12 protein-coding genes are annotated in these 16,381 nt (G+C 33.4%); 7 read left to right on the forward strand and 5 right to left on the reverse strand.

The window, feature by feature from the left end; all coding sequences use genetic code 11:
- Positions 1 to 642: 642 nt before the first annotated feature.
- Positions 643 to 1,035 (reverse strand): SRPBCC family protein, encoded by a 393-nt coding sequence (locus Q0845_RS23785; protein ID WP_298519141.1) that lies wholly within the window; start codon positions 1,033 to 1,035, stop codon positions 643 to 645.
- A gap of 24 nt (positions 1,036 to 1,059) precedes the next feature.
- Positions 1,060 to 1,704 (reverse strand): orotate phosphoribosyltransferase, encoded by a 645-nt coding sequence (gene pyrE, locus Q0845_RS23790; protein WP_298519143.1) that lies wholly within the window; start codon positions 1,702 to 1,704, stop codon positions 1,060 to 1,062.
- A gap of 7 nt (positions 1,705 to 1,711) precedes the next feature.
- Between pyrE and Q0845_RS23795 the strand changes: the two genes are divergently transcribed.
- On the forward strand, positions 1,712 to 2,293 hold the full coding sequence (locus tag Q0845_RS23795; RefSeq protein WP_298519146.1) for an NUDIX domain-containing protein: 582 nt from the start codon (positions 1,712 to 1,714) through the stop codon (positions 2,291 to 2,293).
- 66 nt (positions 2,294 to 2,359) lie between these two features.
- Here Q0845_RS23795 and Q0845_RS23800 read toward each other — a convergent pair whose 3' ends face one another.
- Positions 2,360 to 4,111, reverse strand: a complete 1,752-nt coding sequence (locus tag Q0845_RS23800) for a M14 family metallopeptidase (protein WP_298519149.1) — start codon at positions 4,109 to 4,111, stop codon at positions 2,360 to 2,362.
- 228 nt (positions 4,112 to 4,339) lie between these two features.
- On the opposite strand from Q0845_RS23800, the gene Q0845_RS23805 reads away from it, so the two are divergent.
- The 4 genes from Q0845_RS23805 (at position 4,340) to Q0845_RS23820 (ending at position 12,658) form a co-directional block, all read left to right on the forward strand.
- A complete protein-coding gene (locus Q0845_RS23805; RefSeq protein ID WP_298519152.1) occupies positions 4,340 to 5,983 on the forward strand; it encodes a SulP family inorganic anion transporter in 1,644 nt (547 codons plus the stop codon).
- Between the two features lie 80 nt (positions 5,984 to 6,063).
- A complete protein-coding gene (locus Q0845_RS23810; RefSeq protein WP_298519155.1) occupies positions 6,064 to 8,280 on the forward strand; it encodes a response regulator in 2,217 nt (738 codons plus the stop codon).
- Entirely contained in the window at positions 8,270 to 10,450 is a 2,181-nt protein-coding gene (locus Q0845_RS23815) for an ATP-binding protein (protein WP_298519158.1), read from the forward strand. Before Q0845_RS23810 ends, Q0845_RS23815 begins: the two co-directional genes overlap by 11 nt.
- Positions 10,451 to 10,519: 69 nt before the next feature.
- The gene (locus tag Q0845_RS23820) at positions 10,520 to 12,658 is read left to right on the forward strand and encodes a response regulator (RefSeq protein WP_298519161.1); all 2,139 of its coding nucleotides are present in this window, start codon (positions 10,520 to 10,522) and stop codon (positions 12,656 to 12,658) included.
- Positions 12,659 to 12,665: 7 nt separating this feature from the next.
- Here the strand turns inward: Q0845_RS23820 and coaD are convergent, their stop codons facing one another.
- A complete protein-coding gene (coaD, locus tag Q0845_RS23825; protein ID WP_298519163.1) occupies positions 12,666 to 13,118 on the reverse strand; it encodes a pantetheine-phosphate adenylyltransferase in 453 nt (150 codons plus the stop codon).
- 35 nt (positions 13,119 to 13,153) lie between these two features.
- Complete coding sequence (locus tag Q0845_RS23830; protein ID WP_298519166.1) at positions 13,154 to 14,134, reverse strand: D-alanine--D-alanine ligase; 981 nt, start codon at positions 14,132 to 14,134, stop codon at positions 13,154 to 13,156.
- A gap of 121 nt (positions 14,135 to 14,255) precedes the next feature.
- On the opposite strand from Q0845_RS23830, the gene Q0845_RS23835 reads away from it, so the two are divergent.
- Both Q0845_RS23835 and Q0845_RS23840 read left to right on the forward strand, forming a co-directional pair.
- Complete coding sequence (locus Q0845_RS23835) at positions 14,256 to 14,885, forward strand: PASTA domain-containing protein (protein WP_298519168.1); 630 nt, start codon at positions 14,256 to 14,258, stop codon at positions 14,883 to 14,885.
- Positions 14,872 to 15,912, forward strand: a complete 1,041-nt coding sequence (locus tag Q0845_RS23840; RefSeq protein WP_298519171.1) for an RluA family pseudouridine synthase — start codon at positions 14,872 to 14,874, stop codon at positions 15,910 to 15,912. Before Q0845_RS23835 ends, Q0845_RS23840 begins: the two co-directional genes overlap by 14 nt.
- Positions 15,913 to 16,381 lie beyond the last annotated feature (469 nt).

Genomic DNA, 16,381 nt, shown 5'->3' on the forward strand with positions numbered 1-16,381 from the left:
TGCGCTTTGGTATCGCTTCGCTCTTAGACGCGGCTTTGCCTTTTAGTATTTTAGTAGCTGGCTAATTTGTTTTTCTACGTTGGTTTGAATATCTAAACTGCTAAACTTATAAACACTTAAACTTTTTAGATTGTTAGACACGCTTGCGCTTTGGTATCGCTTCGCTCTTAGACGCGGCTTTGCCTTTTAGTATTTTAGTAGCTGGCTAATTTGTTTTTCTATGTTGGTTTGAATATCTAAACTGCTAAACTTATAAACACTTAAACTTTTTAGATTGTTAGTATTGCTTCGCCTTTTAGACACGCTTGCGCTTTGGTATCACTTCGCTCTTAGACGCGGCTTTGCCTTTTAGTAGCTGGCTAATTTGTTTTTCTATGTTGGTTTGAATACTTAAACTGCTAAACTTATAAACACTTAAACTTTTTAGATTGTTAGACACGCTATTGTTTTGTGTGATTTCTTTCAACATTCAACATTTTTCAAAGCGTCACTTCGAGTGATTTTTCGTAATAGCATGAAGAAAAATTGTATCGAGAAGTACTTTGAAACTGAACTTTTTTACTCGCTCTGAAAGTAACTAAAAACAAAAAAGCCGAACAAAGATCACTTCATTCAGCTTTTATAAAAGTATGTGTTTTTATATTATAATTTGCTCATATTTTCAGCAAGTGTGTTTACAAATTTTCCAATAGGTCCTTTGATCATCATAGACATCATTGGATTAAATTTTCCTTCAAACACTAACTGTGCGTCACTTTTTCCTTCTCCAGCATCTTCAATATTACCTGTAAGTGTAAAAGGTAATTTGTCGGAAGCAGCACCTAAAACAACTTGATTTGGCGGTGTGCTTTCTTTTAATTTTAATACAATTTCTGGCATTCCTTTTAATGCAAAAAGAAATTTCCCTTCTGCCAATACCTCAAATTTACTAATATTTTCAGGCATTAATTTTTCAAAATTTTCAACATTCGTCAAAAAATCGTAAAGTTCTTGGGGAGACTTATTTACGCTTACTTTCGGGCTTTCTATGTTCATTTATTGTTATTTTTCAGTAATTAATCAATTAGCATTCCAATTTGCAGGATCTTTTCTCCAATTTTGTAAAGTTTCTAATTCTGCAGTAGTAATATAATTGGTGTCTAGTGCTTGTTCTAAAAGATTTTCATAGTTGCTTAAGGTGTGTAGATTGACACCTGCATTTTCAAAATTTTCCTTAGAAATATCAAAATTATACGAAAAAATGGCAACCATTCCTTTTACATTAACTTCGGCAGCATCTAATGCTTTTACGGCATTTAAACTACTTTTTCCTGTGCTAATCAAATCTTCAACAACGACTACATTTTGTCCTTTTTGAATAAATCCTTCAATTTGGTTTTGTCGTCCGTGCTTTTTAGCTTCAGGTCTAACATATACAAAAGGAACTCCCATATATTCGGCTACTAAAATTCCAATTCCAATAGCGCCAGTAGCTACACCAGCAATAACATCGGGCTTTCCGTATTCTTTATCAATGTGTTTTGCAAACTGCTCTCTTAGGTAATTTCGTATCGGTGGAAACGATAGCGTAATTCGGTTATCACAGTATATTGGCGATTTCCAACCAGATGCCCATGTAAAAGGTTCTTGTGGTTGTAATTTAATTGCGTTAATTTGCAACAACAATTCGGCAGTCTTTTTAGCTGTATTCTTATCAAAAATCATAGTGCAAATGTATAAAGTTTTTATCAATGAGAAGCTTATTATTCTATCAAATGAAGTTCAAAAGAGTGAAATTTCCGACACTTTTTTGTTGAAAGATGTTGATTTAGAGTGGCTTATAGGAAAATTGAATAATGGGAAAATAGATAAAGCGATACTTTATCACGATAACGGGGAAGAATTACTGCCTTTACTGTATACAAAGCTGCCTTTGGTAGAAGCGGCGGGCGGTTTGGTGAAAAATGACAAAGATGAAACCTTGTTTATTTTTAGAAATGGAAAGTGGGATCTGCCGAAAGGAAAGACCGAAAAAGGCGAAAATATAGAGGAAACTGCTGTCAGAGAAGTCGAAGAAGAAACCGGCGTAAAAAATTTGACAATTACTGAATTTTTAATGCAGACCTATCATATTTTTAAACGAAATGGAGAGTATCGATTGAAATTAACGCATTGGTATAAGATGGAAACTACATACGATGGCGAGTTGCTTCCGCAAATAGAAGAAGATATTATGGAAGTCGTTTGGAAAAATGATGCAGCTGCCAAAATCGCATTGCAAAATTCTTATGAAAATATAAAGTTACTGTTTTAATCTAGACTATAAGACTTATTAGATTTTTAGATGATTAGACTTTTTAATTTTGATCTAACAATCTAACTAATCAACAATTCTAAAAATCGGATAGCGTAAATGTGCTTTTTCGTAATGATTAGATTTTTTGTAAATCCAACGTAATTGTTGAGAAGCACTTTCTGCAAATTCTTTATTGTTGGCTTTCATTTCGTCAAACTCAGCTTTCCACGCAGGATTTTTAGCCAATAATTCTTTTGCTTCATCTTCAAAAACGTACGGAGAAAAACCTTCTTTTTGTTGTAAAATGGTATCAAAGAAATTCCAATTAAAGAACGAGTCAACAGCTTCAGGTTCGAGTGTTTCTAGCAAATAGCGAAAAGCAGTTTGATTTGTATTTACAATAAAATCACCTTGTTTGAAACCTATTTTTTGCAAGCTTTTGGTAACTTCTGTATTGTAATGTGTATAATGGCCTTCAAACGGATTTGTATAGGTTTTAAAATCTTTGATATGATAGACTTCTACGTCAATGATAGTGTCATTTTCAATAAGCTTCATTTCCACATGATTCAATTTTAATAAATCAATTATATGATGCCAACCTTGCGGAATAATGTATGCTTTTGGCACAGAAACTTCTTTTGTTGCTTTGAAATAATTATAATAACTCACTTCTTTGGTAAACGGCTTGCTAACATCATATTTTAAACGTTTCTGACCTGTCAAATCGCTATCTACAAAAGTGCCTTCATATCCTTTAAAATTTAGTTTGGTTTCTTGTTCTCTATCCAATTTCCATTGTACAGGATACGTTTTAGCATTTACAAAAGATGCATGTGTTTTTTTACGAATCGATTTGATATCTGAATGATGTTTGGTTTCAATATTTTCAATCAAAGCTTCCATTAAAGCATAGGTTCCTTCTACACGTTGTTTATACGGTTTTAGCATGTGTGTTTCTACCATTAAACCTAAAGTATTAAACAAAGTGGTGTATCCTGTAGAGTAGCGCGGCGAATCCATAAATTGAGAAAATCCACTATCCGGCGTACGCCCAAAAACATTTACATACGGCGTAATGTCCCAATTATTTTTTAGTAAAGTCGCTTCTAAATCAGGCATCATGGTATTGTGTAGAAAATCTCCCGCTTCATGACCTAATTTGTTATGTTGTGTAAATAAATGTGTCAATGTATATTGATAATCGGCACCATTACTCACATGATTGTCTACAAAAACATCGGGCTGTACTTTGTGAAATATTTCGGCAAAGGCTTTTGCATTTCGGGTATCTGACTTTATAAAATCACGATTCAAGTCATAATTCTGTGCATTTCCACGAAAACCATATGCTTCTGGACCATTTTGATTGGCTCTTGTGCCTGAATTTCGGTTCAAACTTCCACCAACATTATACACAGGAATTGCTGCAATAACAACATTTTTAGGTGCTTCTTTTTGTCCGTTTGCTAAATCGCGCACAAGCATCATGGTGGCATCAATTCCATCGCTTTCGCCAGGATGAATTCCATTATTTACGAGCAGAATTGTTTTTTCTTTTCGAATAGCATCAAAATCAAACTTCCCGTCAGGATTAAAAGTGACCAAATGTAACGGTTTGCCAGCATCTGTATTTCCAATAGTTTCCAAATGAATTTCATCATATTGCTCGGCTAAATTCTCATAAAAAGTAATGACTTCTGGATACGTTGGTGTTTGCGTTCCTTTAGATGTTTCAAATGTAGTTGTAAAATCGTAGGTAGTTTTCGTTTCTTTCTTTTCAGAAGTACAGGAAATAAAAATAGAAATAAAGAAAATGAATAGAAGTTTTTTCATGAAAATGATTTTTGGCTTTTCAAACTTAGGTAAAAAAATAGAAAAAATAGGAGTGTGTGATTATTCATCGTTTCTAAAGTAAAAAAGCAATACAATTTTACCAATAATGAGCTCAATTGTTATGAAATGGTTGTTATGACTTATTTCGTATTCCTAAAACTTGCCAAAAGAAATAATAACTGTATTTTTGCCGCTTCTTATTTTTAAGAATTACAAGAGCAAAGAATTATGACTGAGTTTATTAGAAAACGTACGGCAAATGCCAAGAATGATATTTTAAGTGGATTAACAGTCGCGTTGGCATTAGTGCCAGAAGCGGTTGCCTTTGCCTTTGTAGCAGGTATTCCGCCAATGGTTGGTTTGTACGGAGCGTTTATGATGGGAATTATCACTGCCATTTTTGGTGGACGTCCAGGAATGATTTCAGGTGCAACAGGCGCCATGGCAGTTGTAATGGTAGCTTTAGTTGCTAAAGGAAATGCGTTTGGAATTGATGCTGGCATGGGCGAGCAAGGCTTGCAATTTTTGTTTATTACGTTGTTGATGGTTGGTGTTATTCAAGCAATGGCTGGAGCTTTTAAACTTGGAAAATTTGTTCGATTGATTCCGCATCCTGTGATGATGGGATTTGTAAATGGTTTGGCAATTGTGATTTTTATGTCGCAGTTAGAAATGTTCCCTCAAATAGCTCCAGAAGGAATATCTTTTTGGTCAAATATGGGCGAATGGTTTACTTCGCTATTCAATAATACAAGATTCTTACTGATGCTTGGTTTGGTAGGATTGACGATGTTGATTATGTGGGGATTGCCAAAAATAACGAAGAAATTACCGGAAGCTTTGATTGCTATTATTGTGGTTTCTGCGATTGTTATTTTAGGAAATTTTGATGATGTTGCTACCGTAAAATCATTTATTGTAGAAGGTAGTAATGGAGAAAGCACAGGTTTAAAAGGTGGTTTGCCACAATTTCAAACAGGTATATTTTCTGCTGAATTGTGGAGTTTGAAAAACCTGTTAGTCATGGCACCATATGCATTTATTTTAGCAGCCATTGGATTGATAGAATCATTAATGACTTTGAATTTAGTGGACGAATTGACAGAAACTCGTGGAAACGGAAACCGTGAATGTTTGGCTCAAGGTGGCGCGAATATTTTAAACGGACTTTTCGGTGGAATGGGAGGTTGCGCTATGATTGGACAATCAATCATTAACATAAAAGGTGGCGGACGCGGAAGACTTTCTGGAGTTGTTGCAGCGGTTGCATTATTATGTTTTATTCTTTTTGCTTCTGGATTGATAGAACAAGTACCAATTGCAGCGTTAGTTGGTGTAATGTTTATGGTAGTAATTGGAACCTTTGCTTGGAGTAGTTTTAGAATTTTAAACAAAATACCAATTAGTGATGCCATTGTATTAATTGCAGTTTCTTTAATTACGGTATGGAAAGATTTAGCTGTTGCAGTAATTGCAGGTGTAATTATTTCAGCCTTGGTATTTTCATGGGAAAATGCAAAACGCATTCGTGCACGCAAAAAAGTATTGGAAAATGGAACTAAAGTATACGAAATTTTTGGACCTTTATTCTTTGGAAGCATTCAAGCTTTCAATAGTAAATTTGATGTAAAAAATGATCCAGAAATAGTCGTGGTAGATTTTATGGAATCAAGAGTTTCAGACCATTCTGCATTGGAAGCTATTTTTAACTTAACACAAAAATACGAAGCAGTAGGAAAGCAATTGCGAATCAAACATTTAAGCGAAGATTGTAAAGCCTTAATGATTAAAGCTTCTCCTAAATTGGCAAATGTTATCGAAGATGCTGTAGATGATCCTCGATACTATGTCATGATGGATCTACAAAAATAATCTACGTAAGTGATGTTAAAAATTAAAAAGATGCACTAATTTTTGTATCTTTTGCCCTGATTATAGCCTACTTACTACACATGACTGCCTTACGAGTGTTTTTATTGCTTATTGTCTATGCATCAACATTGCATGGACAAACAGATCGTACGATCACTAAAGATAGCATAATCAAGCTTCAGGTAGCTGCAAAAAAGCTTTCTTCAAAACGAAAATTTAGCAAAGCAATTCGATACAGCGAACGCGCATTAAAACAAGCGACACTTGCAACAAACGATAGTCTTATCGCAGAAAGTTATTGTACACTAGGTATTGTATATGTTCATATGCGCTATAAGGAACGCGCCATAGAAAATTACAACAAAGCCATTGTATACTTCACGAAAAAAAATAATGAAAAGCGCTTAATGCAAATTCATAGTGATATTGGGTATTATTTGTTTAAAAATGAAGAATTGGTAGCTGCAGAATCACACTTGCAGTTAAGTTTGGAGCTTTCAAAAAAGTTTGCGGATGATATCAATTCCATAAAACCAAAATATCATATTGGACAATTGCACGTAATTAAAGGTGCTTACGAGAAAGCAAAAGAATGCTTTGAAAAGGTAATTAATTTTTGTGTTAACAGTCCAGATTATCCGCCAAATGCAGATATGTTACAAGGTGCATATTATTACAGCGGAAAATCGGCGCTCTTACAAGGAAAAATAGACGAAGCAGAAGCACATTATAAAGATGCAATTTCCATGTGTGATGATTCTCATAAAGAACATTTGGAATTATTAGCTTTTGCTCACAAAGACTTAGCGGCAATTTATGCGCAACAAGGAAAAAAACGATTAGAGTTAGAAGCACTTGCCAAGCATATTGAGTCTTATGAATCCTACAATTTGCATAAAAAAGAAGAATTGCTTTCTGAGATTGTCTTGAAATACGGAATTGATGAATACGAAGATCGATTGGAAACTATTGAAAAAGATCAAGAAGACAAAGAATTGTATATTTCCAATTATAAAAAACTGACTACAATTTTTGTTATTATTTTAGTGGTTTTGGTCTTGTTAACTGGTGTTTTTTATCTAAATCAACGTGCAAGAGTTCGTACCAATGCATTGTTGAGTGGACAAAATAAGCAATTGATTGAAGCAAAAAAGCAAATTGAAAACGTATCTAAAATCCGCACAAATTTCTTCTCGTTAATCAGTCATGAGTTGCGTACACCTTTGTATGCAATTATCGGAATGACTAATTTATTACTGTTGGAAAAACCCGAAAAATTCCAAGAACGGTACTTAAAATCATTAAAATTTTCGGGCGAACATTTATTAGCAATCATTAACAATATTCTTCAAATGAATAAGGTGGAAGCTAGCAAAATGGAAGCCATTGAAGAAAATATTGATCTGCGTAAAAACGTAAAAAATGTAATTACTTCCGTGAATTTTCTCGTGAAGGAAAATCGCAATAATATTGATGTAAAGATCGATCAAAAAATTCCAACTCAATTGTTGGGCGACAGTCTAAAGATTTCGCAAATTCTTTTCAATCTATTGGACAATGCGGTTCGGTATAATATGGAATCGAATATACGATTAAGAATTGGTCAAATAGGAGAAACCAATGAAACGATTCGATTAAAATTTTCAGTAAAAGACAACGGTTTAGGCATTCCACAACAGAAAAAACATGTCGTTTTTGAAAACCTCGCCAAAGGAATTGTATTAAACGAAAACAACGGATATCTTGACTTAGGTTTAGGATTGACAACAGTAAACAATCTATTAAAAGTATTAAAATCAAAACTCCATTTACGAAGTGTATTAAACAGAGGAACAGAATTTTACTTTGAATTGGAATTGCGAAAAATTGTTGGAACTGAAGTAGAAGATGAGATTGAATATGAAAATAAAACCTATAATTTTGAAGGTTTAAGCATTTTGATTGTAGATGACAACGCCGTGAACGGACTGTTGACACAGAAAATTTTGGAACGCCAACAAATAGACACCAAAGTAGTGCTGAGTGGTTTTTCTGCACTTGATATTATAGAAAAGCAAGATTTCGACCTTATTCTAATGGACATGTTTATGCCAAAATTAAACGGTTTGGAAACCATTCAGAAAATTAGAGAAAACAATAATAATATTCCGATTATTTTATTGACGGCCATGGAAATTTCGGATGCGTATTCGAAAGTTGTAGATACAAAAATTAGTGGTGTCATTAGCAAACCTTTTGAGCCTGAACTATTATATGATAAAATTGACTACGTAATACATCAATCAAATGAAGAATAGATATATCGTACATATCATCCTTTGTTTGTTTGCTTTTGCACAATTAAATGCGCAAGAAGTATCAACCGATAGTATCAATACACTCAATGATGAAGCGTTTGGACTTGCAAGAAGTTTTAGTTTTGGAAAAGCATTATCCTATAGTTATATCGCTATTCAGCATGCGACCAACAATGAAGACGATGGCGCACTAGCATATTCTTATTACACATTAGCTTTTACCTACAAGCGAATGCAATATGTAGATAAGGCAAAAAAGTACTATGAAAAATCCCTCAAAATTCACAAAGAATTAGGTAATAAACGCCAGGTTGTATTTATATATCATGATTTGGTTCGAATGATGATGAATCAAGAGAACTATAGAGAAGCACATGATTATCTCAAAACTGGATATGCCATTGCAAAAAGTACACGAAAAGTAGAAGATGTACTGATTTTAGATTGGGGAAAGATAGCTTTGCTGCAAGCTGAAAAACGCTATAAAAGTGTGTTGAAACTTGTTTCAGAAGTAGAAGAACGTGTCAAATTATCTACAGATGAAAAAATCTTTTTTGTAGCTCGAATGAACTATTTAGAGTTTACAAAAGGTGATGCTTATTATAATTTGGACGATTTTGAAAATGCACAAACGTTCTTAGAGAAACATATCAACAACGAATATGTACATGTCAATGATTTGGCGACTTCCTATAAACAATTAGCCGAAATCTATAAATCGAAAGGTGAAATTGATAAAGAAAAAGAAGCCATACTTAAGTATCAAGAAAATCTAAAAAAAGGATTAGACAAAGATCGTTCTAGCTTGCAAGAAGAATTATTGGCAAATTATAGTTTGACCAAAGATCAAATGAAACTCGATGTTTTAGAAGAGAAAAACTATCAAAAAAGCATTATTGTTAACCGATTCAAAGTCGTTCTTGCTATTATTGTTTTGTTGTTGTTGGGTTGTATTTTTTTAGGCGCATTAATCATCAAAGCAATCTATAAAAAGATAAAAAGTAATAAGCTTTTACGAATAAAATATAACAAACTAGAAGAAGCAAAATTGAAGGCTGAAATGACTTCAAAAACGAAATCGAACTTCTTCTCCATGATGAGTCATGAATTGCGGACACCTTTGTATGCAGTGACTGGAATTACGCATTTGCTCTTAGAGGAAAATCCGAGAACTTCACAAAAGCAATATTTAAAATCGTTGAAATTTTCGGGCGATCATTTATTGTCATTAGTGAATAATATTCTGCAAGCCAATAAGCTGGAAGATAATACCATTACGATTGGAGCTTCGACGTTTAATTTAAAAGCGAATATTGACAATATCATTAAATCGTTTGATCTGTTGATAAAAGACAGAGAAAATGAACTCAATATTGCTTACGATACTGAAATTCCAGAATTATTAGTAGGAGATAGTTTGAAAATTTCTCAAATACTGATCAACCTTATTAGTAATGCCATTAAGTTTACAAAAAAAGGAACCATTCGCTTAAGTGTTGAAAAAGTTGATGAAACTGACGAAGATGTGCAATTGCATTTTTGTGTTCAAGATACTGGAATTGGAATTCCGAAAGAGAAGCAAGAAAAGGTATTTGAAATGTTTTCGCAAAACCACGATGCAGTAAACGAAGAATATCAAGGTTCTGGTTTGGGATTGTCAATTGTAAAAAAATTACTAGAAGTATACAATAGTGACATTCAGTTAGAAAGTAAAGAAAACGTAGGAACCACATTTACATTTGACATTCGTTTTCCAAAAGCGACTGAAAATATTGATCCGAATATCGAAGTTCATATTGATGATGTAGATTTCAGTCATTTAAAAATGTTAGTGGTTGATGATAATAAAATCAATCAGATGTTGACGAAAAAAATTCTTTCGACCAAAAAAATTACGTCTGATATTGTCACCAGTGGCGCAGAAGCCATTGAAATTGTAAAAAACAATCATTACGATTTGATTTTGATGGACATACATATGCCAGAAATGGATGGTTATGAGGCAACTACAGCCATTCGAAAATTCAACAAAGAAGTGCCGATTATTGCTTTTACAGCAGTTTCTTTAGACGATAGTTTGCCTAAAATTATCAACTCTGGAATGAACGACATGATTATAAAACCTTTTGAAGCGACACAATTATTTGCATTGATCCATAAATATATGTAGCTTAACATAAGCTAAGTAAAAAAGATAGGTAAATACTACAATAATCAGGTTTGAATGAAGAGGAATTGCATGAATAAAATGTCGATATTTTGGATTTTTGTATTACTCTTTGTGCTTGTTTCTTCGGCACAAACGGATAAAAAAAAGTTACGAGACAGTACTGTTTTATTACTGGAAAAATCATTTTTATTAGGTGAAAAATATCAATTATCTGCTTCTTTAGATTATGCACTTATTGCCTTAGAAAAAGCCAAAAAATTACAGAATGATACCTTAATCGCAAGAGGTTACAATACACTTGGTGTTACCTATGCCAGACTCTTTGAACGAGATAAAGCATACGAATATATGCTGAAAGCTTCTGAGATTCAAACTAGAATAAACGATTCCATTCAATTATCGAGAACACTCAATAACTTGGGAATTCTTCATTACTACAAAAAAGAATACAGTAAAGCTTTAGGTTTTTTGGGAAGAGCATTGAACATTGCCACTTTGAAGGAAGATATTACTGCTTCAGCAGATCCATTATTCAATTCGGGCAGGGTTTATTTAGATCAAAATAATCTAGAGGAAGCCATTCTGTACTTCAATAAAAGTATTGAAATAAGCAAACAAATACCACGGCGTAAGCGTAATTTGGCATACAGTCATTTATTATTAGGAGAAGCATTATACCGACAAAAACGATATGAAGAAGCGATTGAATCCTTAGGGAAAGCAATTAAAATAAATGATGAAGGAGAATATTACGATTTAAACGCAATGTCTTATGAAATATATTACAACATTTACAAGGAGCAAAATGAACTCACAAAAGCAAATGAAGCGCTTTCTCAACATGTATTTTATGTAAAGAAAAGTTATGATATAGAAAAAACAACCACTGCCGAGCGTTTAAAATTAGTCTACCAAATACAAGAAGGAGAAGAGAGAATGGCCATTGTTGAAAATGAAAAAGAACAACAAGCACGAACCATTCAAAAATTTAAAATACTGACGCTGGTAATTATTGTACTACTAATGTCGCTGCTGATCATTGTATATCAATTGCACAAAAAGAAAAACGAACTTGCGTTGGCGAAGCAAAAATCGGAACAAGCTTCGCAGATCAAAGCAAACTTTTTCTCTGTAATAACGCATGAATTACGAACACCATTATATGCAGTAATTGGTTTGTCCGACATATTATTGAAAGAAAGCCCAAGAGAAGATCAAGAAGAATATTTGACTTCCTTAAATTTTTCAGGAAAACATTTATTAGCCTTAATTAATAACGTGTTGCAAATCAATAAAATTGATGCAGAAAAAATAGAAGTAGAATCTATTTCCTTTGATTTAAGAACCTTGATTGGTGATATTGTTGATTCTTTACGAATTTCCACTAATAATAACGGAAATACCATAAAAATCGACCTAGATGAAAGAATTCCTAAAAGAGTAAAAGGCGATTCACTAAAAATTTCTCAAATATTGATTAACCTTATCGGAAATGCTATAAAATTTACAAAAAATGGAGAAATCATCATAGCAATAGAAACATTAGAAGAAAAAGACACGACTGTAGGATTGTTTTTTAAAATAATCGATGATGGAATAGGAGTTTCTAAAGAAAAACAACAACTAATTTTTGATGATTTCTCGCAAGAATCCATGAAAGTGAATCGTAAATATGGCGGGACTGGACTTGGATTGGCAATTGTGAAAAAGTTACTAAATGTGTTAGGAAGTGATATCCTAATAGAAAGTGAAGAAGGCAAAGGTTCTATTTTTCACTTTCAGCTGACTTTAGAAAAAGATTTTTCTGCACCAGAAGTTGAAAAAGAAGAAAATCATGAGGTGTTAAAAGGTTTGAGAATATTAATTGTTGATGATAATAAAATCAATCAGTTGTTAACCCAAAAAATACTCACGAAAAAAGAAGTGATTTGCTGCATTACAAACAATGGTTTTGATGCGATTAAAAAGTTACAAGAAGAAGAATTTGATGCAATTCTTATGGACATTCATATGCCCGAATTAGATGGATATGCAACTACTCGAGAAATTCGAAAATTCAATCCAAAAGTGCCAATTATAGCTCTGACAGCAAGTAAATTAGAAGACACTGCGGAAAAGATAAAATCTGCTGGAATGAACGATTATATTTCTAAACCATTTGTTACAGAAGAATTCTATAAGAAAATATCGGAACTAGCTTCAAAATAAATTACAATTACACGCGAACGGAATCTGGAACCAACAAAGTATAATCTCCATGATGTCTGATAACTTCACGAACAATAGAAGAGGAAATATACGAAGTACTTGCAGCCGTTAGTAAAAAGATGGTTTCTACAGGTGCTAAATCGCGATTGGTATGCGCAATGGCTTTTTCGAACTCAAAATCGGCAGGATTTCGCAATCCGCGTAAAATAAAATCTACATTGTGCTTTTGACAAAAATCTACAGTCAAACCTTCATAAGTTACTACAGTTACATTCGGTTCATCCTTAAAAGAATCTTCAATAAATTGCTTTCGTTGCTCCAAACTAAACATGTATTTCTTTGCAGAATTTACACCAATTGCCACAATAACCTCATCAAACAATTTGATTCCGCGTTTAATAATATCGTAATGTCCTAAGGTAATAGGATCAAAAGATCCTGGAAAAATAGCTCGTTTCATGGTATATAATTGTGTGTAAAAACTAGGACAAGGTACTACTTTTTGTCCAAAGCTAAGGCAACTGCATTCCCAAATAATGCTTCAAGAGAAATACCCGCTTCTTTTGCTTGCTGCGGTAAAATACTTTCTTCGGTCATTCCGGGAACGGTATTCACTTCTAACAAATAAGGTTCATCATCTTTAAAAATAAATTCACTTCGCGAAAAGCCTTCCATTTTTAGAATTTCATAAATACTTTTGGCCACTTTTGCTACTTTTTCAGTGAGTTCAGGAGAAATTCGTGCAGGTGTAATTTCCTGTGATTGCCCTAAATACTTCGCTTCGTAATCAAAGAAATCATTTTCCGAAACAATTTCAGTAATTGGCAATACTGTAACTTTTCCTTTATAATTAATTACGCCAACCGAAACTTCGACACCATCCAAAAACGATTCAATAATCACTTCGTCATCTTCCTTCAGAGCAACGGCAACGGCATTTTGTATTTCCTCTATTTTATGAACTTTAGAAACTCCAAAACTACTTCCAGCTTTGTTTGCTTTAACAAAACATGGTAATCCTACTTTTTCAACAATCGCAGTTTCATCAATAACGTCACCTGCATTCAAATAATACGAAGTGGCACACTTAATTCCATACGGTTTCAAAGTAGATAATAAATCACGTTTATTAAACGTCAAGGCAGCTTGATACATGCCACAACTTGTATGCGGAATTCCTAAAAGTTCCAAATATCCTTGAATATAACCATCTTCGCCAGGCGTTCCGTGAATGGCATTAAAAACACAATCAAAAGTAATTTTGAGATCGTCAATAGTTACAGAAAAATCATTTTTATCTATGGGAAACTCTTTGTTGTCGGTAGTTACACAAACCCACTTATCTCTAAAAATATGTATTTTAAATGCGTTGTATAATGCTTTGTCTAAATGTTTGTATACAACTTCTCCAGTTTTCAATGAAATGGCGTATTCACTGGAATAACCGCCCATTATGATGGCTACATTTTTCTTCATTTTTATAAGAAATAACTCAAATAAACGTTATAAAAACGAAAGTAAATGTATTTGAGGACAAATCAAAGTAGAATAATAGTAATAATAGTATGTATATTTGTCCCATAAAAACGTAACAGAGATGAGTTTTTCTAATTTTTTAGGTAAGGTTAAAGGCTTTTTTAACCGATTTCCATTATTAAAAGTAATTTCAAAGCAAGCAGGAATTGCCATTGTAATTGTGATTGTCTTGGTTTTTTTAATTACCAAATGGCTTGATTTTTCAACGAATCACGGAGAGTTTAAAACGGTACCAGATTTGGCAAAACTTTCTTTTGAAGATGCCAAAGTCAAATTGGAAGAAAATGAACTGAACTATTTTATTCAAGATACGATAAACTATAATCCTGATTTTCCAGCATTTTCTATTATTGAACAACATCCTGTTGCGGGAAAAAAAGTAAAAGAAGGACGAAAAATATACCTAAAAATCAATCCGTCTAAATATAGAGAAGTATCTATTCCGCATGTAATTCAAATTACCAGAAGAACCGCAGAATCTACGTTGAATGCAGTTGGATTTACGGTAGAGAAAGTTACTTACAAAGACAATATTGGAAAAGATATGGTCTTAGGATTAAAATACAAAGGCAAGTCGATCAAACCGAATGACAGACTTCCAAAAATGTCAAAAATAGAATTGATTTTAGGAAACGGAAAGCGTCCAGGCGCAAGCAATACTGACGAAAACGAAAACAATGCAGGAGAATAATTTTCCACAACCACAAGAAGAATCTGACGATTTATACGAGCACTATTCATTTACTGCCGAAAAAGGACAGCAACCATTACGTATAGATAAATATTTAATGAATTTTATTGAAGGTGCCACTCGAAATAAAATTCAGCAAGCAGCAAAAGATGGTAATATTTATGTGAATGATAAACCCGTAAAATCCAATTACAAAGTAAAAGGAAACGACGTTATCAAGGTATTATTTGCATATCCGCCGTACGAGAATTTATTGATTGGAGAAAATATTCCGATTGATGTTGTGTATGAAGATGATGATTTGTTGGTAGTCAATAAACCAGCAGGAATGGTAGTGCATCCGGGACACGGAAACTACTCAGGGACATTAATAAATGCATTGATTTATCATTTTGACAATCTTCCAAAAAACTCCAATGAACGTCCAGGTTTGGTACACAGAATTGATAAAGATACCAGCGGATTATTAGTGGTAGCCAAAACGGAAGAAGCCATGACACATTTGGCAAAACAATTCTTTAATAAAACTTCTGAGCGCATATATTACGCACTTGTTTGGGGAAATGTGGAAGAAGAAGAAGGTACTGTAGAAGGTAATATTGGCCGTCATCCTAAAAACAGATTGCAAAATACGGTATTTTTTGGCGATGATGCCGATAAAGGAAAGCCAGCAGTGACGCATTACAAAGTCATTGAACGTTTTGGATATGTAACCTTAGTTTCTTGTCAACTAGAAACTGGTCGTACACACCAAATTCGCGTACACATGAAGCACATTGGTCATACTTTATTCAATGATGAACGTTATGGTGGCGAGCGCATTTTAAAAGGAACTACCTTTACCAAATACAAACAATTTGTAGAAAACTGTTTCAAAATTTTACCGCGACAAGCATTACATGCCAAAACACTTGGATTCATTCATCCAACCACTGGAGAAAAGATGAGTTTCAATTCAGAAGTTCCTAGTGATATCACTGATTGTGTTGAAAAATGGCGTAACTATGCGAAACATGTGGATATGTAGTATGTAGGTGTTAGGTGTTAGGTTTTGGGTCTTAGGTTTTTGGTGTTTTTAGTTTTGAGACATAAGCAAGAACCTACAAGTCTAAAAATCTAAGAAGTCTAACAATCTAAGTAAGTCTAAAAAATCACTTTTTCTCTTGTTGATGTAACTCGTAATATCCATAAATTAAACTCGTTCCGCAAATAAGTCCTAACAGCTTATTGGTCAACTCTTCGCCTTTAATTATCATGTGAACAGAAGCGGCAATGGACAATATCCCGATTACTAATAAAATATACTTTGATTTCATAGATTCAGTTGTTTTAGTTGTTGAGTTAGTATCAAAAACAACGAAAACGTTACGAATGTGAATGTTAGAAGGCAAAAAAATCACTTCAAATTGAATTGAATAATTTTTCAGAATGTTTGAAATTGGAGTAGTTCTCGATACAAAATTTCTTTTGAAATTTCACTCGAACTGACGTTTCAA

The organism is uncultured Kordia sp., from assembly GCF_947489565.1.
Taxonomy (GTDB): Bacteria; Bacteroidota; Bacteroidia; order Flavobacteriales; family Flavobacteriaceae; genus Kordia.

Excerpts from the sequence above, each read along its gene's own strand:
- Q0845_RS23795 (WP_298519146.1), top strand. The coding sequence starts at position 1,712 with ATGTATAAAGTTTTTATCAATGAGAAGCTTATTATTCTATCAAATGAA.
- Q0845_RS23800 (WP_298519149.1), bottom strand. The coding sequence starts at position 4,111 with ATGAAAAAACTTCTATTCATTTTCTTTATTTCTATTTTTATTTCCTGT.
- Q0845_RS23805 (WP_298519152.1), top strand. The coding sequence starts at position 4,340 with ATGACTGAGTTTATTAGAAAACGTACGGCAAATGCCAAGAATGATATT.
- Q0845_RS23820 (WP_298519161.1), top strand. The coding sequence starts at position 10,520 with ATGAATAAAATGTCGATATTTTGGATTTTTGTATTACTCTTTGTGCTT.
- Q0845_RS23830 (WP_298519166.1), bottom strand. The coding sequence starts at position 14,134 with ATGAAGAAAAATGTAGCCATCATAATGGGCGGTTATTCCAGTGAATAC.
- Q0845_RS23835 (WP_298519168.1), top strand. The coding sequence starts at position 14,256 with ATGAGTTTTTCTAATTTTTTAGGTAAGGTTAAAGGCTTTTTTAACCGA.
- Q0845_RS23815 (WP_298519158.1), top strand. The coding sequence starts at position 8,270 with ATGAAGAATAGATATATCGTACATATCATCCTTTGTTTGTTTGCTTTT.
- Q0845_RS23840 (WP_298519171.1), top strand. The coding sequence starts at position 14,872 with ATGCAGGAGAATAATTTTCCACAACCACAAGAAGAATCTGACGATTTA.
- Q0845_RS23810 (WP_298519155.1), top strand. The coding sequence starts at position 6,064 with ATGACTGCCTTACGAGTGTTTTTATTGCTTATTGTCTATGCATCAACA.
- coaD (WP_298519163.1), bottom strand. The coding sequence starts at position 13,118 with ATGAAACGAGCTATTTTTCCAGGATCTTTTGATCCTATTACCTTAGGA.
- pyrE (WP_298519143.1), bottom strand. The coding sequence starts at position 1,704 with ATGATTTTTGATAAGAATACAGCTAAAAAGACTGCCGAATTGTTGTTG.
- Q0845_RS23785 (WP_298519141.1), bottom strand. The coding sequence starts at position 1,035 with ATGAACATAGAAAGCCCGAAAGTAAGCGTAAATAAGTCTCCCCAAGAA.